General features: G+C 31.2%; 20 protein-coding genes and 1 tRNA gene. 14 read left to right on the forward strand and 7 right to left on the reverse strand.

Annotation, left to right across the window (positions count from 1 at the left end):
* Positions 1–18: 18 nt before the first annotated feature.
* Positions 19–453, reverse strand: coding sequence for an RpiB/LacA/LacB family sugar-phosphate isomerase (locus tag BXY80_RS04345; RefSeq protein ID WP_120199974.1), 435 nt, complete (start codon positions 451–453; stop codon positions 19–21).
* Positions 454–1025: 572 nt separating this feature from the next.
* Between BXY80_RS04345 and BXY80_RS04350 the strand changes: the two genes are divergently transcribed.
* From BXY80_RS04350 to BXY80_RS04370, 5 genes are all read left to right on the forward strand, one after another.
* Positions 1026–2183, forward strand: a complete 1158-nt coding sequence (locus BXY80_RS04350) for a T9SS type A sorting domain-containing protein (protein ID WP_120199975.1) — start codon at positions 1026–1028, stop codon at positions 2181–2183.
* A 194-nt stretch (positions 2184–2377) separates the two neighbouring features.
* Positions 2378–4567 (forward strand): ribonuclease R, encoded by a 2190-nt coding sequence (gene rnr, locus BXY80_RS04355; RefSeq protein WP_120199976.1) that lies wholly within the window; start codon positions 2378–2380, stop codon positions 4565–4567.
* A gap of 44 nt (positions 4568–4611) precedes the next feature.
* A complete protein-coding gene (locus BXY80_RS04360) occupies positions 4612–4911 on the forward strand; it encodes a YbjQ family protein (protein WP_120199977.1) in 300 nt (99 codons plus the stop codon).
* A gap of 56 nt (positions 4912–4967) precedes the next feature.
* Positions 4968–5642: a head GIN domain-containing protein gene (locus tag BXY80_RS04365; RefSeq protein WP_120199978.1), complete on the forward strand. Its 675-nt coding sequence runs from the start codon at positions 4968–4970 to the stop codon at positions 5640–5642.
* Positions 5643–5680: 38 nt separating this feature from the next.
* Positions 5681–6382 (forward strand): LysE family translocator, encoded by a 702-nt coding sequence (locus BXY80_RS04370; protein ID WP_120199979.1) that lies wholly within the window; start codon positions 5681–5683, stop codon positions 6380–6382.
* A 52-nt stretch (positions 6383–6434) separates the two neighbouring features.
* Here the strand turns inward: BXY80_RS04370 and BXY80_RS04375 are convergent.
* The 3 genes from BXY80_RS04375 to BXY80_RS04385 form a co-directional block, all read right to left on the reverse strand.
* Positions 6435–6505: transfer RNA gene (locus BXY80_RS04375), tRNA-Cys, on the reverse strand.
* Between the two features lie 44 nt (positions 6506–6549).
* On the reverse strand, positions 6550–6918 hold the full coding sequence (gene folB / locus BXY80_RS04380; RefSeq protein ID WP_120199980.1) for a dihydroneopterin aldolase: 369 nt from the start codon (positions 6916–6918) through the stop codon (positions 6550–6552).
* Between the two features lie 81 nt (positions 6919–6999).
* Positions 7000–7209, reverse strand: coding sequence for a zinc ribbon domain-containing protein (locus BXY80_RS04385; RefSeq protein WP_120199981.1), 210 nt, complete (start codon positions 7207–7209; stop codon positions 7000–7002).
* Positions 7210–7334: 125 nt separating this feature from the next.
* Here BXY80_RS04385 and BXY80_RS04390 point away from each other — a divergent pair, with 125 nt between their 5' ends.
* The 5 genes from BXY80_RS04390 to BXY80_RS04410 all read left to right on the forward strand — a co-directional run bounded on the left by BXY80_RS04390 (position 7335) and on the right by BXY80_RS04410 (position 13694).
* A complete protein-coding gene (locus BXY80_RS04390; RefSeq protein ID WP_120199982.1) occupies positions 7335–9371 on the forward strand; it encodes a glutamine--tRNA ligase/YqeY domain fusion protein in 2037 nt (678 codons plus the stop codon).
* A gap of 5 nt (positions 9372–9376) precedes the next feature.
* The gene (locus BXY80_RS04395) at positions 9377–10360 is read left to right on the forward strand and encodes an acyltransferase family protein (protein ID WP_120199983.1); all 984 of its coding nucleotides are present in this window, start codon (positions 9377–9379) and stop codon (positions 10358–10360) included.
* A complete protein-coding gene (locus BXY80_RS04400) occupies positions 10341–11897 on the forward strand; it encodes a phosphoethanolamine transferase (protein ID WP_120199984.1) in 1557 nt (518 codons plus the stop codon). The genes BXY80_RS04395 and BXY80_RS04400 overlap by 20 nt, the downstream gene beginning before the upstream one ends.
* A 95-nt stretch (positions 11898–11992) precedes the next feature.
* A complete protein-coding gene (locus BXY80_RS04405; RefSeq protein WP_120199985.1) occupies positions 11993–12475 on the forward strand; it encodes a DUF1761 domain-containing protein in 483 nt (160 codons plus the stop codon).
* A gap of 55 nt (positions 12476–12530) precedes the next feature.
* Entirely contained in the window at positions 12531–13694 is a 1164-nt protein-coding gene (locus BXY80_RS04410; protein WP_120199986.1) for a GNAT family N-acetyltransferase, read from the forward strand.
* A 49-nt stretch (positions 13695–13743) separates the two neighbouring features.
* On the opposite strand, the gene BXY80_RS04415 is transcribed toward BXY80_RS04410, so the two are convergent.
* Positions 13744–14670 carry an SPFH domain-containing protein gene (locus BXY80_RS04415; protein WP_120199987.1) on the reverse strand — a complete coding sequence of 309 codons (927 nt, stop codon included), beginning with the start codon at positions 14668–14670 and terminating at the stop codon, positions 13744–13746.
* Between the two features lie 77 nt (positions 14671–14747).
* Between BXY80_RS04415 and BXY80_RS04420 the strand changes: the two genes are divergently transcribed.
* A complete protein-coding gene (locus BXY80_RS04420) occupies positions 14748–15431 on the forward strand; it encodes an outer membrane beta-barrel protein (RefSeq protein WP_120199988.1) in 684 nt (227 codons plus the stop codon).
* Here BXY80_RS04420 and gltX read toward each other — a convergent pair whose 3' ends face one another.
* A complete protein-coding gene (gene gltX, locus BXY80_RS04425) occupies positions 15432–16943 on the reverse strand; it encodes a glutamate--tRNA ligase (RefSeq protein WP_120199989.1) in 1512 nt (503 codons plus the stop codon). It abuts the gene before it with no gap.
* 153 nt (positions 16944–17096) lie between these two features.
* On the reverse strand, positions 17097–18140 hold the full coding sequence (locus BXY80_RS04430) for an alkane 1-monooxygenase (protein WP_120199990.1): 1044 nt from the start codon (positions 18138–18140) through the stop codon (positions 17097–17099).
* 133 nt (positions 18141–18273) lie between these two features.
* Here BXY80_RS04430 and BXY80_RS04435 point away from each other — a divergent pair, with 133 nt between their 5' ends.
* The 3 genes from BXY80_RS04435 to mnmG all read left to right on the forward strand — a co-directional run bounded on the left by BXY80_RS04435 (position 18274) and on the right by mnmG (position 24057).
* Positions 18274–21699: a DUF4175 family protein gene (locus BXY80_RS04435; RefSeq protein ID WP_120199991.1), complete on the forward strand. Its 3426-nt coding sequence runs from the start codon at positions 18274–18276 to the stop codon at positions 21697–21699.
* The gene (ybeY, locus tag BXY80_RS04440) at positions 21692–22102 is read left to right on the forward strand and encodes an rRNA maturation RNase YbeY (protein ID WP_120199992.1); all 411 of its coding nucleotides are present in this window, start codon (positions 21692–21694) and stop codon (positions 22100–22102) included. The genes BXY80_RS04435 and ybeY overlap by 8 nt, the downstream gene beginning before the upstream one ends.
* An 83-nt stretch (positions 22103–22185) precedes the next feature.
* The gene (mnmG, locus tag BXY80_RS04445) at positions 22186–24057 is read left to right on the forward strand and encodes a tRNA uridine-5-carboxymethylaminomethyl(34) synthesis enzyme MnmG (RefSeq protein ID WP_120199993.1); all 1872 of its coding nucleotides are present in this window, start codon (positions 22186–22188) and stop codon (positions 24055–24057) included.
* The last annotated feature ends 30 nt before the right edge of the window (positions 24058–24087 follow it).

A 24087-nucleotide genomic window follows, 5' to 3' on the forward strand; every position in this document is an offset into this window, starting at 1 on the left:
GCCAATTTTAAATTGGTATTAACAGGATATCGCAATTTTATCTACACGACGTTCGTGTCTTCCACCTTCAAATGCAGTGTTTAAAAACGTATCTACAATTTTAATTGCTTGAGGTAATGCAGTAAAACGCGCTGGAATGCAGCAAATATTTGCATTATTATGTTGTCTGGTAAGTTCTGTTATTTCATTTGTCCAACAAATACCAGCTCTTACTTTTTGGTGTTTATTTGCTGTCATCGCTACACCATTTGCACTACCACAAATTAAAATACCAAAATCTACAGTTTTATTTTCTACATCTTTTGCAACAGGATGCACAAAATCAGGGAAATCAACACTATCTAAAGTATCTGTTCCATAGTTATTTATCTCTATTCCTTTAGCTTTTAAATGTTCTATAATAGCAAATTTATATTCGGTGCCAGCGTGATCGTTTCCTATAGAAATTTTCATAATATTGTTATAGTATTTTTAGTGTATAAAGTTACTAAATGCATGTAAATAAATGTAACGTTAATAAGTATAGTTTTAATTATTGATTACTTGTTAATATCTATTAGTAATATTTTAAAACTTTAATTAGGTTTTTCTAATAATTTTTTCAAACCAAAATACAAATGAAACTACCAAAAAAGTTAGTAGTTATTTTTAGCTAACTTATAAGTGTTAATATCTAGATATACTAACATAGATTTTTATAATACTTATTAAAAATTTGTTGTGAACAGAGGTTATAAACAGTTGTTAATAGTAAATTTAAAGTACTTAAAAATTAAGTATTTAAAGCCTTTATAAGTTGTTAATAGAATACTATAAGTGATATATCAAATAGATTGTTATAAAAGTTATACCGCTATTCACAAGCTATCATAACCATCATTTTATTTTTTAAATTTTAAAATAAAAAAGATGATATGTATATATATGTTGATAACATTTAAAATTCTAAAATATCCCCAATAATAGGTATTGATTGTAATATTGCATTGCTTTAGTTTTATAATTCATTTTAAATTCAAGGGATTATGAAAACAAAACTACTCACAGTATTTACAATTATTTTAACTGTTTTAAACATATATTCTCAACCTAATACTTCAGACTATGTTTCTGGTTTAGTAGAACCTAATGGAATTATTGCAATTGGTACAGATTTATATGTTCATGGATTTGAAGATATATATATAATTGATACTACAAATCCTACTCCTGTAGCAAATTCTATTCACACATCAGAAACTAATTTTTTTATTACCGATATTGTAATTAACGGAACTACGCTATATATGGCACAAGAAAATTATATAATACCTACAGATACATGGTTAGGTAGCCGAATAGTATCATTAGATTTAAATAATATAGCAGCTCCAGTTGAAGTTATTTTTAGTAATCCTATGGAGTATATTAGTGGATTAACTACAGATGGAAATACACTTTATTTTTCAGCAGAAACTTTAATTAATCCTCCAAATTTTGAACCTTTTTTTACGCATATAGATAAATTAGATATTACTCAAGTAAATCCAGTTCCTGTTAATATCGTTCCTAATATTAGTAATAATGGTGTTGTTGGAGATATGATACTTCATAACAACAATCTTTTAATATCTGTTAGAGATGATCAAAAAGTATATGGCGTAGATACTACAATTAATAATCCAAGTATAAATACTGTTGTTGATGGATTAAGCTTTAACCGAGGAATCTTTGAAAATGGAAACGAATTATATATAGCAGATGGTTCTCGAATGCGAAAAATAGAATTAGATAATCCCTCTGCAAGTTTAATTGATGTTGCATATAATACTACTTATGAAGACATGAATAATGGAATGCCTTTTTATGCAAACTTTAGAGATATAGCATTAATTGGTAACAGAATGTATATGCCCTTACAAAACCAAGGTATGATTGTAAGTGCAATAGATATTACATTATCAATTGATGAGTTTGATACACTACAGTTTAGCTTATACCCAAACCCAGCAAAAAACCAGTTTACTATTCAGTTAGATGCTTCAGTTCAATTAGAACAAGTAATTGTTTACAATATTTTAGGTCAAGAAGTTTTAACTTCTAAAAATATTGTTGTTAATACGTCAAACTTAGTATCAGGTTCATACTTTGTTAAGGTTTCAACTAGTAAAGGAAAAACCACTAAAAAACTAATTATTGAGTAAATTATATAACATAAAAATAATTAGAAGTCTTTGTAGTTTACAAGGACTTTTTAATTATTTAACACTAATAAAACACTATTAAATATTTATAATGTAACTTTGTGCTAAACTTAATATCTTCACTTCCACCTATATTAAGTTGAAAACTAATAAATTCCTAAACTTTTAGGGATAGAATATGATTACAAATAATAATGACAAAACGAAAAAAAAAGAAATCTAAAAAAGGGATTTCTAATCTTACAAATACGATTCTGAGTATTTTAAAAAAAGACAGAAACAAAACTTTTAATTATAAACAAATAGCTGCTATACTTGGTGTTAACGATGCAAGTAGCAGAAATCAAATTATAAAAAAATTACAACAGCTAAAAGCTAAACAAGAGATAGAAGAAATAGATCGCGGTAAGTTTAAAGCTATTGTAAATACAGAATATCACACAGGAATTTTAGATCTTGCTTCTAAAGGAAATGGCTATGTTATAAGTAACGATTTTGATGAAGATGTTTTTATATCTTCTAACAACATCAATAAAGCATTAGATGGTGATGAGGTAGAATTTTATGCTTATAAAAGACGTAAAAGAGGAAAATTAGAAGGTGAAATAACCAATATAATAAAGCGTGCAAAAAGCGAATATGTTGGCGTGATTCAAATTCATGATAAAAAGAACTTTGCTTTTGTAGTTCCTGATGGTAATAAAATGTATAAAGACATCTTTGTACCCATTAATAAAATTAATAAAGCTGAAGATGGTGATAAAGTTTTAGTCTCACTAGAAGATTGGCCAGAAAAAGCAGATTCTCCAAACGGAAGAGTTTTAAAAGTTTTAGGTAAACCAGGAGAACACAATACAGAAATACATTCTATACTTGCAGAATATGGTTTACCATATGAGTTTCCTCACGAAGTTGAAGCTTATGCCAATCAATTAGATACCTCTATAACAAAAGAAGAAATTGCTAAACGTCGTGATATGCGACAAGATTTAACCTTTACAATTGATCCTAAAGACGCCAAAGATTTTGATGATGCCTTATCTTATAAAGTATTAGAAAATGGCTTATATGAAATAGGAATTCACATTGCAGATGTATCACACTATCTTAAAGAAGATACTGTTTTAGATGATCAAGCTTATGAACGTGCTACATCTGTTTATTTAGTAGATCGTGTTGTACCAATGCTACCAGAAATTTTATCTAATGGTGCATGTTCTCTACGTCCACATGAAGAAAAATATACCTTTTCTGCAGTCTTTAAAATTAATGATAAAGCCGAAATAAAAGATCAATGGTTTGGACGTACTGTAACCTATAGTGATGCGCGTTTTGCTTATGAAGAAGCACAGTCAATCATTGAAACAAAATCAAATACAATTCCTAAAGAAGTCTCTTTAACAGGAAAAACATATAATACAGATCAAGCAATTGCAGACGCAGTTTTAAAACTTGATGAATTAGCAAAAATTATGCGTCGCCAACGCATGAAAGAAGGCGCAATTTCTTTTGATAAAGTAGAAGTAAAATTTAATTTAGATGAAGAGGCAAATCCTATAGGTGTGTTTTTTAAAACAAGTAAAGATGCTAATAAATTAATTGAAGAATTTATGTTATTAGCAAACAGAAAAGTAGGAGAATTTATAGGTAAACAAAAGAAAACATTTATCTATCGTGTGCATGACGAACCAGATGAAAGTAAACTTGCTGCTTTACAAAATGTTGTTAGTCGTTTTGGGTATAAACTTAATTTTAAAGACCGAAAAAGCGTATCGACATCTTTAAATAATTTACTAAAAGATGTTAATGGTAAAAAAGAACAAAACCTAGTTGATACATTAACAATTAGAACCATGAGTAAAGCAGAATATTCTACTCATAATATTGGTCATTATGGATTGTCTTTCGATTATTATAGTCACTTTACATCACCAATACGTCGTTATCCAGATGTCATGGCACATCGGTTATTACAACACTATTTAGATGGCGGAAAATCGGTAAATGAAGACGTTTATGAAGATAAATGTAACCATTCAAGTAATATGGAAAACCTAGCGACAAAAGCTGAACGTGATTCTATAAAATACATGCAAATTCGTTTTATGGAAGATCATAAAAACGAAAATTTTGTTGGTGTAATTTCTGGTGTTACAGATTGGGGAATTTATATCGAAATCATTGAAAACAAGTGCGAAGGTATGGTAAGCGTTAGAGATATGACAGATGATCACTATCAATTTGATGAAGATCATTATGCTTTAATTGGAAAAAACTCAAAAACCATGTATCAGCTTGGTGATGAAGTTATTGTAAAGGTTAAGAATACAGATTTAGTAAAAAAACATCTTGATTTTTCATTAATAGAGAAAAACGAAGCGTAACAAATACTAAATTTATAATACTTATAGTTTTAAAAATATAGAGTATGATTTTAACAACAACAGATTCAATAGAAGGATTTACAATAAAAGATTATTTAGGTATTGTTACTGGAGTAAGTGTCAATAGTAAAAAGACCTCTTTATCATTTAACATGGAAAAATATTACAGTTCATTAGAAACTAGTATAAATGAAATAAAAGAAGAAGCATTTCAGAATTTAAAACAAAACGCAATAGTTTTAAAAGCAAATGCAATAGTTGGTATTGGTGTTGATGTAGAAACTTATCCAAATACAGGTCTAATTATGGTTTCTATAACAGGAACTGCTGTAAAAGTTTCTTAATTTTGCAAAACAGGAACACTATTTGATACGTATAGAAAAATTAATTTATCCAAAAAATGAAAAACTTAATAGTATTATTAGCGCTTTTTGTATCAACAATCATGGTTGGTCAAGATGCAATAGAAAAAACAGTAGGAGAGTTTTCTACACTTAAAGTTTATGATTTAATAGAAGTGAAAATGATTAAATCAGATATAGATAAAGTAATTATATCTGGTAAAAATGCCGAAGAAGTAAACGTTGTAAATAAAAACGGAACACTTAAAATTAAAATGAAGCTACAAGAAGTTTTTGATGGTAATAGCACTTCAGTAGTATTACACTACACAGATATTGAAACTATTGATGCTAACGAAGGCACCTCTATTACTGTTGAAAGTATTATTGAACAGTTCGAAATAGATCTTAAAACTCAAGAAGGCGCAACAATAAAAGCCAACCTTAATGTAACTTATGCAAATATAAGAGCAGTTACAGGTGGCGTTATTGAGACTGCAGGAACATCAAAAAACCAAGATATTTCTTTATATACAGGAGGTGTTTTTAAAGGAGAAAATTGCATTAGTGAAAACACACAAGTAGCAATTAAAGTTGCCGGAGAAGCTCACGTACATGCAACAGAAGGCGTTGAGGCTAAAATTAGAGCAGGAGGCGATGTGTATATTTACGGAAATCCTAAACGTGTTGATGAAAGTAGAGTGTTTGGTGGCCGAATTAAACGCGTTAACTAATCACATCTTTTTAGTAGCTTTGTAGGAAACTGTTTTCTATGTTTGATGATGCTCTAGCAGCAATTCCATTTGGTATTATATTAGCCTTTACTATCGGGCCAGTTTTTTTTGTGCTTTTAGAAACTAGCGCAACAAAAGGCTTTAAAAGTGCCCTTATTTTCGACCTTGGCGTTATACTAGCAGATATTCTCTTTATAGTTGTAGCTTTTTATAGTACAAGCAACCTTGTTGAAAAAATAAAAGATGATCCAAATTTTTTAGTTTTTGGTGGTGCTTTATTAGTTGTTTACGGCTTTATTTCATTTATAAAAACATCAAAATCATTCCGTTCAATTGTTAAAGAATACCATAAAGTAGAAATTCAAAAAGATTACGGAAAGCTTTTTATTAAGGGCTTTCTGCTTAATTTTATAAATATTGGCGTACTTATAGGCTGGTTAGGTTTTATAGTTATTGGTAGTTCAATAACAACATCTAAAAACGGTGTAATCGTTTTTATAACCACAATGCTCACGGTTTATTTCTTAACAGATTTAGTTAAAATAGTTATTGCAAAACGCTTAAGAAGCAGATTAACACCTCGACTTATTTTTAAAACTAAAAAAATTGTAGCACTAGTTATTCTAGGTTTTGGAGTATTATTATTGGTACAAGGTTTGTTTCCAGAAATGTATGAGAAGAATAAGGAACGCATAGAAAAAATCAATCCAATAAAGGATAAACTTCCAGAAGCACATTAAATAGAACATTTTCTAAACAAAAAAACCTTCAAGTTTTCTTGAAGGTTTGTTGAGGCGTCTAGCGGATTCGAACCGCTGTAGATGGTTTTGCAGACCACTGCCTAGCCACTCGGCCAAGACGCCTTATAAAGAAAGCAAAAGTAAAAAAAATATACAGTTTACACCATTTACTTACGCTTTTTTCGTTTTTCTACCATTTTAATAGTTACCATTTCTACATCACCACCAATTGGAGGGTTTAGTTTACTTACCCAAACAGTAGCTTTTTTTACTAATTTATCTTCAGTAAATATTCTATTTAAAATACGTTTAGCGACTGTTTCTAGTAGGTGAGAAGCAACACTCATTTCTTCTCTTATTACCTTATTTAAAAAGACATAATCTACAGTATCACTAAGTTTATCACTTTTAGCAGAAGTTTTTAAATTAGCTACAACCTCTAAATCTACACGGTAATCACTACCAATTTTTGTTTCTTCTTTTAAACAACCATGATACGCAAATACACGTATATTTTCTACTTTAATTTGTCCCATATTACAAAGTTACATGAAACATTGATGCAATAGGTGTTTTGTAACTAAGAAAATAATTGTTGAAAGAATATTACACACGAATTAATTAGTAAAAAAGTCAAAAATATTAGTTAGTCTGCTGGTTTCTGTTTTATAAAACTCAGTATACGTGCATCTTTCACAAGTTACAGATGTAAATTTTTTGTTTTGAATATTAAAGAGCTTAGAAAATGTTCCGCCAGTTGCTTGCATTTGATCTGTGTTATAAGTGGTGTTTGAACATTTAGGGCATTTGTAGTTTCTGTGTTGCATGGTTTAAGGTTTAAATAATAAGTCTGATAATGAGTATGGATGTTACATTTTATAATACAAGACGGCAAAAAAGTTAGTTTAAAATTAACTAATTTTGTGCATCTCATTTTCAATGAAGAATATTTATGTCTGAAGAAACAAAATCACTCAATTTTATTGAGCATATTATAGAAGAAGATCTTGCAAACGGAATGTCAAAAAACGACTTACGTTTTCGTTTTCCACCAGAACCAAATGGATACTTACATATTGGCCACACAAAAGCTATTGGAATTAGTTTTGGGCTAGGAGAGAAGTACAATGCTCCGGTTAATTTACGTTTCGATGATACCAATCCAGCAAAAGAAGAACAAGAGTATGTTGATGCTATAAAACGAGATATTGAATGGTTGGGCTATAAGTGGGAAAACGAATTATATTCTTCAGATTATTTTCAAAAGCTTTATGATTGGGCAATTCAATTAATAAAAGAAGGTAAAGCGTATGTAGATTCGCAATCTTCTGAAGCTATGGCAGAACAAAAAGGAACACCAACCCAAGTTGGTACAAATAGTCCTTATCGCGATAGAAGTGTTGAAGAAAACCTAGATTTATTCCAACGCATGAAAGCTGGAGAGTTTGAAGCAGGTGCTCATATATTGCGTGCTAAAATAGATATGGAAGATCCAAATATGCTTATGCGAGATCCTATCATGTATCGTATTATGTATGCACAACATCATAGAACAGGAGACGATTGGTGTATTTACCCAATGTACGATTGGACACATGGAGAAAGCGATTACATAGAGCAGGTTTCACATTCGCTATGCTCGTTAGAGTTTAAACCACACAGAAAACTATATAACTGGTTTCGTGACAATGTGTATCAATATGCTAAAGAATCTCTTCCATTACCACCAAAACAGAGAGAATTTGCGCGTTTAAACTTGAGTTATACCATTATGAGTAAACGTAAATTATTACGTTTAGTAAATGATGGCATAGTAACAGGTTGGGATGATCCACGAATGCCAACCATTTCTGGGTTACGTCGTCGTGGCTATACGCCAAACTCTATACGTCATTTTATTGAAAGAGTTGGAGTTGCTAAACGTGAAAACGTAATAGATGTGTCGCTTTTAGAATTTTGTATTCGTGAAGATTTAAACAAAGCAGCAAATCGTGTCATGGCTGTATTAAATCCGGTAAAAGTTGTTATTACAAATTACCCAGAAGGAAAAGAAGAATGGTTAGAAGCAGAAAATAACCCAGAAAATGATTCTGCAGGCTTTAGAAAAGTACCTTTTTCAAGAGAAATTTATATTGAAAATGAAGACTTTAAAGAAGAAGCTGGAAACAAATTTTTTAGATTAAAACTAGGTGGAGAAGTGCGTCTTAAAAACGCGTATATCATTAAAGCTGAAAACGTAGTTAAAGGTGCTAACGGTAACATAACAGAGATTCATTGTACTTATGATACAGATACTTCTAAAAGAGTAAAAGGGACATTACATTGGGTTTCAATAAAGCACGCAATAAAAGCAGAAGTACGAGAGTACGATCGTTTATTTGTTGATGAAGCGCCAGATAGTCATGGCGATAAAGACTTTATGGAGTTTATTAACCCAAATTCTCTTAATATAAAACAAGCCTTTTTAGAACCAAGTTTAGCAGATGCGAAAGTAGGAGAGCAGTTTCAGTTTCAACGTTTAGGTTATTTTAATGTTGACAATGATTCTAGTTCTAACAAACCGGTTTTTAATAAAACGGTTGGTTTACGTGATACTTGGGCAAAACAAACTCATGCTGAGCAAGGTCGAAGTAACCCTAAGCAAAACAATAATCAAAAATCAGAAAAACCACAACAACAATCTGGACGTAAACCGATAAGTGTTATTCAGCAATTAGGTAAAAAGTACACTAATTTACCAGAAGAGAAGCAGCAAAAAGCAAAAGCAGAGATTCAAGAGTTAGCCAAAAGTGTCTCATATGAAGATTTAGAGCCTTTATTTGGAACAGCTGTAAAAAAAGCAGGCACACGCATAGCGACTATGATTTCGTTAAACGTAATGCTTCAAAACGGACTAGAGTATAATGACACTATTAATGATTTTGTAGCTAAAGCTTTAGAAGATAAAAATGATTTACTGGTAGCTGAAGCAAAACAAATTAAAAAATAGTTTTAATGAGTAAAAGGTTAGATTGGGTAGATCAAACAAAAGGTATTGGTATCTTTTTAATGATTTATGCTCATAACTTTCCAATTATAGAAACGTATATTTACACATTTCATATGCCTTTGTTTTTTTTTATAGCTGGCATGTTTCATCCCAAAACAACATCATTACAATCAATCATTTATAGAGCAAAAAGTATTTTAATTCCATATTTTGTATGGAGCTTTTTATTGTTTCTGTTTTGGTTTTTTATAGGAAGACATTATGGAAATAGCATTGCGCTCAATCCAGATCCATTAAATAATTTTATTGGTATTTTTTATGCTCAAGGCGGAAGCGATTTTATGAATTGGGGAATACCAATGTGGTTTTTACCGTGTATTTTTCTAACCTTTCTTTTTTATTCGTTTTTGCAAAAGATTAGTAATAAATGGATATTTTATTTTGGTGTATTAATTTTAGTATTATTCGGTTTTATCTATCCAAAATTTTCAAAGTTTAATTTGCCTTGGAGTGTTGACGTTGCCTGTGTTTCATTAGTGTTTTATAGCATTGGTAATTTACTTAAAACAAAGCTTATTGAGTTAAATTCTAAACTTGTATTGAGGTTTTTAATATTAATGTTAGTAATACATTTTTCTTTAGCTTTTTTAAACTCTAAAGTAGATATGTATAGGTCTATTTATGGTAATGAATTATTGTTTATTATTAATGGTTTGTCTGGAACATTAGCACTATTATTATTGTTTAAAATAATTAAAGTACCTAAGTTTTTATCATATTTAGGCAAAAACACTATTCCTTTATTAGCGCTTCAAGGACGAGCAATGACCATTATTAAATTTGTTTTATTAGCGTTTGGAGTTACGGTTTTTAATTTTAACGAACCGACTAAATTTGCACTTACTTTTGTTCAAATTTTACTTATATTACCAATACTTATACTAGTAAACAGATATGCTCCAATATTAAATGGCAGAGTTAAAAAATAGCATTTTCACTTTTTTTAAAAAACACAAAAAGCAAATACTTTTTCACCTGTTTTTAAATAGTTGCTTTCTATTATGTATCACATTAGCATCTTATATTCATATACCGCTTTCTGGTTTTAAAGACCGCTTGATGTATTTTGTACATATTCTTTTATTACAGTTTACTGTTGCTGGATTCATTTATTTTTTAACACTAAATAAATGGCTTTTTAGGGTAGTGTTCTGTCCGATTTTTTTCTTATTATCATTGTTTTCATTCTGGGTATATACACAGGATATTTCTATTACTAATACTTTAATTCAGTCTGTTTTTGAAACTAAGGCTTCAATTGTATCAGACCTACTTTCGTTTCAGTATATTTTGTTTATGTTGCTGATTATTGCAGTATTAATAGCTCTTAATATAATTTACAATAAAGTAAAACCGGTTTCAATAAATATACCTTTTGTTGTTATTGCATTGGTTTGTATTTATACATTCAAAATTGTAGAAAGTAAGCGATACAACACCTTAAGATCCAGATTACCATATAATATTTATTTCGGAATTAAAGATTATTATAAACAAGATACATATGTGTTAGATACTATTTCAAAAAGCGTATTTAGTGGTAATAATGATTTAAAAATTGTATTAGTTTTAGGAGAAACCGTTAGGGCTGATCACTTGCAATTAAATGGATATAACAGAGAGACCACGCCATTATTAAGCGCTAAAAAGAATGTTTTAAGCTTTAATAATATTACAACACAATACACCAATACAGCTACGAGCTTACCAAGAATAATAACTAACTTAGGAATTAATAGTAGTGACAAAACCAATAAAGTTATTTCGGTTTTTGATGTTTTTAAGCAATGTGATTATGATACATTTTGGATTGGAAATCAGGAATTAGAAAACAGTTATGGTTTTTTAGCAAAGTCCAACAAAAAAGTTGTTTTGGTTGATAGTCTCAGATCGGTTTTAAGCTTTAATAAAGCCCTAGATGAAGAGCTTTTACAACCATTTAAAAAAGCTTTTTTTAAAGACAAAAACAGCTTAATTACATTACATATGATGGGTAGTCATTGGTGGTACGAAAACCGCTATAGCGATGCCTTTAGAAAGTTTAAACCTGTTATCGACTCAAAACACATTCCTTCATTGTCATCAGAACAAATGATTAATTCATACGATAACACAATATTGTATTTAGACAACTTTTTAAACAAAACCATTTCAGTATTAGAAGAGTCAGATGAGACGACTTTATTAATCTATATTTCTGATCATGGTGAAATTTTGGGAGAAGATGGCAAATGGCTGCATTCTCAAAAATCTGAAGCAGCTAAAAACCCAGCGATGTTAGTGTGGTATTCAGATAAATTTAAAGAAAACTTTACCGATAAAGCAGAAGCTTTACATCTCAATAAAAATAATTCTTTTACCACAGATATAATCTACCATAGTCTATTAGATTTAATTGATGTTAATAAAATAGAATATGATAAAAATGAAAGTATTTTTAATGCAAAAGAAACACCTACACATTAATTTCACCATGTTATTTGTGTTTACAAAACGTTAAAAATTAAAATTTCATTAACAATTTAAGTACATTTAACACACTAACTAAATCATTTTAAATTATGGAAATCAATTTTTTAGCAATTTTAGTTGCTGCTGTATCCGCTTTAGTTGTTGGTGCTGTTTGGTATAACCCTAAAGTTTTTGGAAACTCTTGGATGCAAGCCGCAGAAATGACTCAAGAAAAAATGCAAGGTGCAAACATGGCCAAAATTTTTATTTTGGCATTTATTTTTGCCATTTTACTCGCATTAGCATTGCAAGCTCTGGCTATTCATCAAACTGGTGTTATAAGTCTTATTGGAGGCGACCCAAGTCAAGCATTGCCATCTTATCAAGCGTTTATGGATGATTACGGGAATGATTTTAGGACTTTTAAACATGGTGCTTTGCATGGTGTTATTTCTGGTATTTTTATCGCTTTACCTATTTTAGGAACCAATGCTTTATTTGAAAGAAAAAGTGCCAAATATATTTTTATAAATAGCGGTTATTGGATTGTTACTCTTGGAATAATGGGCGCGATAGTTTGTGGTTGGAAATAATTTTGTAATAATTAAAACACATAAAGACTAGTAGCTTGACTATTAGTCTTTTTTTATGGAATTAATACAATTTAAAATATATAACACTGTTAATGAGCTTCCTGATTCTTGGGATGCATTACCTATTTTAGATGTGTTCTTAAAAACCCCTTTTTTAAAAGCATTAGAAGCGTCTTGCCCTAGTAATATATCGTCATATTACTTAGCTGTATTTAAAAACGAAAAACTTGCTGGAATTGCAATAATTCAGCGTGTAGAAATGTATTTAGATGATATGTTTCGAAGAACTTCAAACAATAAGCTAAAGCAAATTGCAAAACAAATAATATCAAGAATAGTTAGGGGCAACGCTTTGGTTGTTGGTAATTTAATGCACACAGGGCAACATGGTTTGTTTTATGATTACAAATTGATAAACCAAGACGAGTTTTTAGATAAAATTTTTGAAGGCATTAAAGAATTGTCAGAAACTATAAAACAAAAATTTAATAAGAAGATACGCATCATAGCTTTTAAAGATTATTTTGAAAATGATACAATCCATAAAAGCATAGATTTTTTTAAGAAAAACAAGCTTTATAAGGTTCAAGTACAACCTAATATGATGTTTTCTGTTCCTGAAGATTGGAAAACACCTCAGGATTATATATCGGCATTTAACAAAAAATACAGAAGGCGCTATAAAGCGGCTCGAAAAAAAGGATTAGATATTGCCTGTAAAGAACTAACATTAGATGATATTAAAGATAACCAAGATAAGCTCTTTCAATTATATCAAAACGTATCAGATAATGCGCGTGTTAATTCGTTTAAGCTTCACAAAAACCATTTTTTCAACCTTAAACGTAATTTAAAAGAAGATTTTAAGGTTTTTGGGTATTTTTTAGATGATGAATTGGTTGGTTTTTATACTTTAATTTTAAACAATGAAGCGTTAGAAACTTACTTTTTAGGTTATAGCCAAAGCTTACAACATAAATACCAAATGTATCTTAACATGTTATTTAACATGGCGTGTTTTGGCATTGAAAACGGTTTTAAAACTATTGTATATGCAAGAACAGCAATGGAAATAAAAAGCTCAATAGGAGCAAAGCCAAATACAATGCATATCTATTTAAAACACACCAATCATTTCATAGCCAATACACTTTTAAAGCTTATAGTAAAATACATGAATCCTATTAGACAATGGGAAGAAAGACACCCTTTTAAATAAAAAAGCCTCATGAATTTCACAAGGCTTTTTTTAGTATAAAAACTAATATTTAGTTTTCTTTTTTCTTGCTTGAATTTTTCATCGCCTCACCAATTTGATTACTTGCCGTAAAGCTAGCAACCATATCGTTTAACATTTGGCTTCCTGCTTGAGGCGAATTAGGTAACAGTATTAAATTACTATTAGTTTCTTGCCCTATAGATTGTAAAGTATCATAGTGTTGTGTTACAACAATTAAAGCCGAAGCTTCTTGAGAGTTGATACCAACTTTGTTTAAAACCTCTACAGACTCCTCTAAACCACGAGCAATTTCACGACGTTGATCTGCAATACCTTGACCCTGTAAACGCTTGCTTTCTGCTTCTGCTTTTGCGCGCTCTACAATTAAAATACGTTGCGCATCACCTTCAAACTGCGCAGCAATTTTTTCACGTTCAGACGCATTAATTCTATTCATTGCTTCTTTTACTTGTCCATCAGGATCAATATCTGTAACTAAAGTTTTAATAATATCGTAACCATAAGTTATCATTGCGTCATTTAATTCAGATTTTACAGCAATTGCAATGTCATCTTTACGTACAAATACATCATCAAGTTTCATTTTTGGAACTTCGGCACGTACCACATCAAATACATAAGATGTAATTTGATCGTGCGGATAATCTAACTTATAAAACGCATCATAAACCTTGTCGCGTATTACTTTGTATTGCACAGACACTTTTAAACGCACAAATACATCATCTAAAGTTTTGGTTTCTATGATAACATCTAGTTGTTGAATTTTTAAACTTAAACGACCAGCAACACGATCTACCAGCGGTATTTTCATTTGTAAACCAGAGTGACGAATGCTTTGAAACTTACCAAATCGCTCAATGATAACAGCGGTTTGTTGCTTTACAATAAAAAAAGCAGAGATTAAGATTATTAAACTAAAGAAGATTATTGGAATAAAAATAAATTGACCCATAACAAGTTTTTTAAATGGTTAGAAAAATATTGGTTACTAATTTAAGTTATATTTGCTGTAATTACACGAAAAGCAGTATGCAAAAAAAGCAGTTTATAGTATTAGTAGCAATTTGTATAGGTTTTGTTACAGTTTCATTAGGACAACACAAACGATATGCTATAAAAAATGGCATAGGAATTCTTGGCGGGATAACACAGTTTGATATTGCAACCGATAATTTTGTAACCAAGAGCGGAAGCGGATTTATTGGAGGTTTAACGGCTACTGTAGACATACCACACAAATGGTATACAGTAAGTTATGGCATGCAACTTTCTGAAAATAGTATTGAAATTTCTGGTCGGCAAACCGCAGGAATTGCCACAGAAGAAATGCTGGAATACAAATTAATGACTGTACAAGTGGCGTTTTTATTTCATGCTAAAATTTTGAAGGATAATTTAACAATAGATTTTGGGCCTCAATTACAATACAACGGAGAGTTAGAATTAAAAGACGATAAACAAAAAGAGTATTTTGTAAACGGATACGATGCTTTATTAGCTGAAGACATTAGTACAATCTCTCAATTTAATGCTAATGGCGTAATTGGAGCTTCTGCCGGAATAGGTAACTTTAAGTTAAGAGCAATGTATAGTTATGGGTTTACAAACATTTTAAACAAGCTTAACAGTCAAGATATAACTACTACGCCTTCGTCTAAAAAGTTTAAAGGCAACCAAAACATGTTAGCTTTCGCTTTAATGATTACGTTTTAATTAAAGAATAGAAATCACATTTTCTATACGCTTAACAGTTTCGGCTTTTCCAATCATATAAATAATATCAAATACATCAGGACCTTGAAGCGCTCCAACTAGTGCAAGTCGCAAAGGCATCATAACTTTTCCAAATCCAATGTCATTAGATGTAATCCAGCCTTTTACAGCATCTTGCATTGTGTCTTTAGATGAGTCGTCTGCTGTATTGATAATTGTTATCAACTCTTGCATTAATTCTTTTGTTCCTTCTTTAAAAGCTTTTTTTGAAGCCTTTTCATCATAAGTTTCTGGCGCTATAAAAAAGAAATGACTAAGTTCCCAGAAATCGCTAACAAACGTTGCACGTTCTTTTACGAGGCTTATAACCATTTCTATATAATTAATGTCTATATCTGCAAGTTCTTGTTTTGAGTTTTTAAAAGCATTTGCCAAATCAGCATTAGGCTGTTCTTGCATATAATGATGATTAAACCATTTTATTTTTTCTGGATCAAAACGCGCTCCAGATTTATTCACGCGTTCTAAATCGAAAGCATTAATCAGGGCTTCTAAATCAAAAATTTCTTGTTCTGTTCCTGGATTCCAGCCTAAAAAGGCTAGAAAGTTAATCACAGCTTCAGGAAAATAACCTTCTTCCCTATACCCAATTGAATGATTATCTCCTTTTGGAGAAACATATTGTAAAGGAAACACAGGAAAACCTAACTTGTCACCATCACGTTTACTTAATTTTCCTTTTCCCGTTGGTTTTAAAATAAGCGGTAAGTGCGCAAATTCTGGAGCTTTCCAGCCAAATGCATCGTATAGTTGTTGGTGAAGTGCTAATGATGGTAACCATTCTTCACCACGAATAACATGAGAGATTTCCATTAAATGGTCGTCTACTATATTTGCTAAATGATAAGTTGGCATACCATCGCTTTTAAACAAAACCTTATCATCTAAAATATTGGTATCAATTTTAATATCGCCACGAATTATATCTTTTAAATGAAGTGTTTCATCTTGAGGTGATTTAAACCTAATTACATAATCATCTCCTGCATTTAATCTTGCTTTCACCTCTTCTGCAGAAAGCGATAACGAGTTGTCTAGCTTTAGTCTATTGTGCCAATTATAGATAAAGGTTTTTCCATTTGTTTCATGGTCTTTTCTATGAAAATCTAAAGTTTCAGCAGTATCAAAAGCATAATACGCATGTCCTGAAGCAATTAATTTGTCAGCATATTGCTTATACAAATGCTTACGTTCACTTTGCCTATAAGGACCGAATTTTTCATTTTTATTTGGACCTTCATCAAAAGGAATATGACACCAGTTCAAAGACTCAACGATATAATCTTCGGCACCTTCAACATATCTATTTTGATCGGTGTCTTCAATTCTTAAAACAAATGTTCCGTTATATTTTTTTGCGAATAAATAGTTAAAAAGCGCAGTTCTAACGCCTCCAATATGTAATGGTCCTGTTGGGCTTGGTGCAAAACGCACACGAACATTTTTGGTCATTTTAGTTTTATTAATTGTAATCGATTGTCACACTGAGCGCAGTCGAAGTGTCTTTTTGAAGTTGCAAAGATAGATTTTTGAAGCCCAAAGTTCAAAGTTTAAAGTTCAAAGTTTCTTCTTAAACCAACTAAAAAATATTACTACGACTGTTAACTAACTTATAATCATTTCACGTGGAACACGTTTATTCATTATCTTAAACCATAAAGGTGGAATCATTGCCAGAACCATCGAGGTTGGATAACCATATGGCATTTGAGGACTCTCATCATGACAATCTAATATTTGATATTTTTTATACGAATTATAATGATGATCACTATGCCTAGTGAGTTCGTATAAAACAATTCGGCCAATAACATGGTTTGAGTTCCATGAGTGTATTTCTTTAACACGCTCGTAACGACCAGATGTTGTTTTTAATCGCATTAAACCATAATGCTCAATATAGTTCACGGTTTCTAAAAGAATAAAACCAACAATACCAGAAGACAGCGCAAATACAAAACCATATAACCCAAAAACCCAATAGACAGCTAATAAATAATTTAGTTGAAAAACAGTAAACCAAAACATATCGTTTCTTAGCGATATAAAGTTGAGTTTATAATTTTTTAAAAGTCTTCTTTGAATGCTCCATGCACTAAAGTATTGTCTAACGGTTGAGGTTATCCAAAACGAATAGACACTTTGATTATATCTTGCTGTTGCCGGATCTTCTTTGGTGGCAGCATGTAAATGGTGACCAAAATTATGTTCAATATAAAAATGCATGTATAAAGCGGGTAACAATAAAGCTTTACCTATAAAGCGCTCTTTTGAGGCTTGCCTGTGACCAAGTTCATGGGCTACATTTATACCATTAACACCTAGCACTATACCAACCGAAAAAACAATTCCAACAAACTCATAAGTTTCAAGAGAAGTATGTGTTATTGTGTATAATCCAAAAAAAGTTAAACCATAAACAATAGGTAGGTTTAAGTACAACAACCAATCAAAAAGAGATGCATTTAGTTTGTTTTCTATGTCTTCTGGCGCTACGTTTTTAGTGTTTACAGGAAAAATAAGTTCCATAAAAGGAATTATAATAAAGGCATAAAAAGGTGTTAAATACAAATAGATACCTTTAATTGATAAGCCAATAAAAGCAATAATTGGAATTGAAAATGCCGCTAAATATTTAAGATCTTTCATGGGTTTGCTTTGTTAATACAAGATTGGATTCATCTAAAATTTAACACGATTCCTCGAAATTAACAGAATCTTACCAAATTTAAGCATTTACACATTAAAATAAATTGTAGATTAGTCTGTTAAACATAGCGTATTGAGTAATTTCAAAAACATACAAGCTAAATTAGAGCAGTTTATAAAAAGGTATTATACCAACGAACTGCTAAAAGGTGCAATTCTTTTTTTTGCCATAGGCTTATTATATTTAATTGCAACGCTTTTGGTTGAGTATGTGTTTTGGCTTAATCCCACAGCCAGAACCATTTTGTTTTGGGTTTTTATTGGTGTTGAGCTAGCGCTATTTATAAAGTTTATAGCATTTCCGTTAACTAAATTATTTAAGCTTCAAAAAGGAATTGATTTTATTGATGCTTCAAAAATTATAGGAAACCATTTTCCTGAGGTTGATGATAAACTCCTTAATGTAATTCAACTTCATAAAGAACAATCGGGTTCAGAACTCCTTTTAGCAAGCATAGATCAAAAGTCTGCAGAACTGAGTCCTATTCCTTTTAAACTAGCTGTAAATTTTAAAAAGAACGCTAAATACCTTAAGTATGCAGCAATTCCTGTAGCAATTTTGTTAGTGTCTTTTTTAACAGGAAAAATTAATTGGTTTAGTGATAGTTATGAACGTGTTGTAAATTATCAAACTGCTTACGAACCTCCAGCACCTTTTGAGTTTTTTGTAACCAATAACGATTTAAATGCTATTGAAAATAAAGACTTTAAATTAAAGATTTCTACTGCGGGCGATATTATTCCTGAAAACGCTCAAATTCATTACAACGGAGAGTCTTATTTTTTACAGCAAACCGCACCTGGTCAATTTGAGTATGTGTTTTCCCAGCTTAAAAGCGCTATAAATTTTAAGTTATCTGCTAATGACGTAAGCTCAAGAGATTATAAATTAAGCTTAATAAATACACCAACCTTGGTTAATTTTGAAATGGCTTTAGATTATCCTTCGCATACAAGAAAAAAAGATGAGGTTTTACAAAGCACAGGAAACACAACAATTCCTGAAGGCACAAAAGTAACTTGGAAAGTCAATACAAGGTCTACAGATGCGGTTAAACTGTATACTCAAGACACCTTAGATTTCGATGTAAAGCCCAATGGAAATTTTGAGGCTACTAAACGAATTTTTAGTAACCTAGAATACAATATTAGCACAAGTAATAAAGCATTAAAAGATTACGAAAACCTAGCATTTTCAATTAATGTTATTAAAGACAATTACCCAGAGATCAACCTAAAAGTTGAAAAAGATTCTATAGACAATCAATCACTTTATTTCCTTGGGCAAGTGAGTGATGATTACGGATTAAGCAAACTGCAGTTGGTCTATTATCCATCAGAAAACGAAGCGAATAAAGCCTATGAAATAATAGGGATATCTAAATCAAATTTTGACGAATTTGTAAGTGCGTTTCCAAATCAATTACAACTTGAAGAAGGCACAAACTATGAGCTATACTTTCAAGTATTTGATAATGATGCGTTACACAATTATAAAAGCACAAAGAGCTCTGTTTTCACATATAGAAAATTGACTAAAGATGAAGAAGAACAAAAACAACTTAAAGAGCAAAACGAAACAATTAAAGATTTAAGTAAGTCTTTTGATAAGCTAAAAGAACAAGACAAGAAACTTGAAGAATTATCTAAAACCCAAAAGGAAAAACAAGAACTTAATTTTAATGATAAGAAGAAGTTTGAAAACTTTTTGAAGCGCCAGAAAGAGCAAGAGCAATTAATGCAAAATTTTAATAAGAAATTAAAAGATAATTTAGAAGAATTTCAAAACGAAAACAAAGAAGAAGATAAGTTTAAAGAAGATTTAAAAAAACGCTTAGACGAAAACGAAAAACAGTTAAAAGAAGATGAAAAGCTGTTAGACGAATTGGAAAAACTTCAAGAAAAAATTAAAAAAGAAGAGTTAACTCAAAAGCTAGAAGAGTTAGCAAAACAAAACAAAAACAAAAAAAGAAGTTTGGAGCAACTTTTAGAGCTTACCAAACGCTATTATGTAGCTAAAAAAGCTGAAAAGCTTCAAAAAGAATTAGAAGATCTGGCTAAAGAGCAAGAAAAGCTTTCTGAAGAAACTAAAGAGAAGAATACAAAAGAAGCACAAGAAGATTTAAACAAAAAATTTGAAGACTTTCAGAAGGAAATGGAAGAACTTCAAAACGAAAATAAAGCCCTTAAAAAACCTATAGATGTACCTCAAGATAAAGGCGCAGAAGAAGATGTAAAAAAAGACCAACAAGAAGCTACTGAAGAATTAGAGAAAAAAGAGAAAAACGAAGAAGAAGGTAAAGAGCAAGAATCACAACAAAACGAACAAAAAGCTAAGAAAAAGCAAAAAAAGGCTGCTCAAAAAATGAAAGAAATGAGCATGCAAATGGCTCAAATGATGCAAATGGGTGGCGGCGAGCAAATGTCTGAAGACGCTACTGTATTAAGACAAATATTAGATAATCTAGTCTTATTTTCTTTTGACCAAGAAGGATTGATGAATCAATTTAAAAGTATTGAGATTAACCACAACGAGTATGGTAAACATTTGCGCAAACAGAGTAATTTAAGGGAGCATTTTGCACATGTAGATGATAGTCTTTTTGCTTTATCGTTAAGACAACCTGCTTTATCTGAGCAAGTTAATAAGCAAATTACAGAGGTCTTTTTTAATATAGATAAATCTCTGTCGCAATTATCTGAAAATCAATTATATCAAGGTGTTTCAACGCAACAATATACAGTTTCAGCAACGAACACTTTAGCAAGTTTCTTGAGCGATATTCTAGATAATATGGAAGCGCAAATGAATCCGTCAATGGGTCAAGGTAGTGGTCAACAAGATATGCAACTTCCAGATATTATAATGAGTCAAGAAGAGCTGAATAAGCAAATGCAAGAAGGCATGAAAAAAAGCCAACAAGGTAAACCTCAAGAAGGCGAAGGTCAAAAAGAAGGCGATAGTGATAAAGAAAAAGAAGGTGAAGACGGAAAGAAAAAAGGGAAAGAAGGAAAAGAAGGTAATGAGGGCGAAGAAGGAAAAGAAGGTGGTGGTCAGCAAGGTGAAGGCGAAGGTAGTAGCGAAGACTCTAACGGAGAATTGTATAGAATTTACCAACAGCAACAACAACTTAGGCAAGCTCTAGAAGACAGATTAGGAAAAGAAGGAAAAAATGGTGTTGGAGGAGAACTACTTAAAAAAATGGAAGAAGTAGAACTTGATTTAATAAATAAAGGGTTTACAAATCAGACACTTCAGAAAATGATGGATTTACAACATCAACTTCTTAAATTAGAAAACGCAACATTTATGCAAGGAGAAGATAATAAACGCGAGTCAGAAACTAATACAAAGACGTACAATAACAATGTAAATAATCAGATCCCTACAGCGAAACAATATTTTAATACCACTGAAATTTTAAACCGACAAACACTACCTTTGCAACAGGTTTATAAAAAGAAAGTTCAAGAGTATTTTAAAAAAGCGAATGATTAGTTTTAACTACGAGACAGATTTCAAACTTACCAACGAAAAAAATTTAGTTAATTGGGTTTCTTCTTCAATTAAAAACGAAGGCTATAAAGAAGGTGATATTAATTATATTTTTTGTGACGATAACTATTTACATAAGCTTAATGTTGAGTTTTTAAACCACGATACACTTACAGATATTATTAGTTTTGATTATACAATAGGTAAGGAAGTAAGTGGCGATATATATATATCTGTAGAAAGAGTTATGGATAACGCAAAGGATTTTAATGTTGATTTTATTGAAGAACTTAACAGAGTTATAATTCACGGTGTACTTCATTATTGTGGCTATAAAGATAAATCTGAAGCTGATGCTAAGCAGATGCGTGAGAAAGAAAATTACTACATCAACGAGCTTATTTAAAATTCATTAAATCAGTGTATATTTGCAAATTCAAAAGAAAACAACAATCAATTGTTTCACGTGGAACAATTATATAAATAAAAATGTTTAACGAGGTATACGACGTTATAGTGGTTGGAGCTGGTCACGCAGGAAGCGAAGCCGCAGCGGCTGCAGCAAACATGGGAAGCAAAACACTGCTAATTACCATGAATCTACAAAACATTGCGCAAATGTCTTGTAATCCTGCTATGGGCGGAATTGCTAAAGGGCAAATTGTGCGTGAAATTGATGCGCTTGGTGGTTATAGCGGAATTGTAAGTGACACATCTGCAATTCAGTTTAAAATGCTTAACAAATCTAAAGGACCTGCCATGTGGAGTCCTAGAGTACAAAGTGATCGTATGCGTTTTGCTGAAGACTGGCGATTAATATTAGAAAGCACGCCTAATTTAGATTTTTATCAAGAAATGGTGTCTGGTTTAATTGTCGAAAACCATAAAGTTGTTGGAGTTAAAACATCATTAGGTCTTGAAGTTAAGGCTAAGACTGTTGTGCTTACGAACGGTACTTTTTTAAATGGACTAATTCATATTGGTGATAAGAATTTTGGTGGTGGTAGAGCTGGCGAAAAAGCTGCTACTGGCATTACAGAACAATTGGTCAATTTAGGATTTGATTCAGGAAGAATGAAAACAGGAACACCACCAAGAGTTGATGGGCGTTCTTTAGATTATTCTAAAATGATTGTACAGCCAGGTGATGTTGTGCCTGAAAAGTTTTCTTATTCAGATGTTACAAAACCGTTAACAGAACAACGTGATTGTCACATGTCTTATACGAGTCCAGAAGTACATGATTTACTTCGCGAAGGCTTTGAGCGTTCGCCAATGTTTAATGGTAGAATTAAAAGTACAGGACCGCGTTATTGTCCCTCAATTGAAGATAAAATTAATCGCTTTGCAGATAAGGATAGGCATCAACTTTTTGTAGAACCTGAGGGTTGGAATACTGTTGAGGTTTATGTAAATGGGTTTTCAACATCGCTTCCAGAAGATGTTCAGTTTAAAGCATTGCGCTCTGTTGTTGGGTTTGAAAACGTTAAGTTTTTTAGACCAGGTTACGCAATAGAATATGATTATTTTCCACCAACGCAATTAAAACATACGTTAGAAACTAAACTTGTAGATGGTTTGTTTTTTGCAGGACAAATTAACGGAACAACTGGATATGAAGAAGCTGCTTCTCAAGGCTTGATGGCAGGAATTAATGCCGCATTACAGGTTCAAGAACGCGAAGAATTTATATTAAAACGTAGTGAAGCTTATATAGGAGTTTTGGTTGACGATTTAATTACAAAAGGCACAGAAGAACCTTATAGAATGTTTACATCTAGAGCAGAATATAGAACGCTTTTAAGACAAGATAACGCAGACTTTAGACTAACACCAAAAGGTTATGATTTAGGCTTGGCTAGTGAAAAACGCATGAAGCGAATGGAACAAAAACAAGAAGCTTCAGATAAGTTTGTTGAATTTTTTAGAACGACAAGTGTTAAACCACACGAAGCAAACCCTGTTTTAGAGTCTAAAAACTCTGCTTTAGTTAAGCAATCAGATAAGATGTTTAAGTTGTTTTCGAGGCCAAATATTACAACCGAAGACATGCGTAATTTTAAGGCCGTAGAAAGCTATATTCAAGAAAATAACCTTGACAGAGAAGTGATTGAGCAAACGGAGATTCAGATAAAATATTCTGGCTATATCGAAAAAGAAAAGAATAATGCCGACAAGTTAAATAGACTAGAGGATGTAAAGATTCCTAAAAACTTTGATTATTCTATGTTAAAATCAATGAGTCTTGAGGCAAGAGAAAAACTTACAAATATTCAGCCAGTTACTATTTCTCAAGCATCAAGAATTAGTGGTGTTTCTCCTGCAGATGTTTCAGTTTTATTAGTGTATTTAGGTAGATAAATAAAATTGTTTCACGTGGAACATTGAGTT

Source organism: Ichthyenterobacterium magnum (assembly GCF_003610635.1).
GTDB classification, from domain to species: Bacteria; Bacteroidota; Bacteroidia; order Flavobacteriales; family Flavobacteriaceae; genus Ichthyenterobacterium; species Ichthyenterobacterium magnum.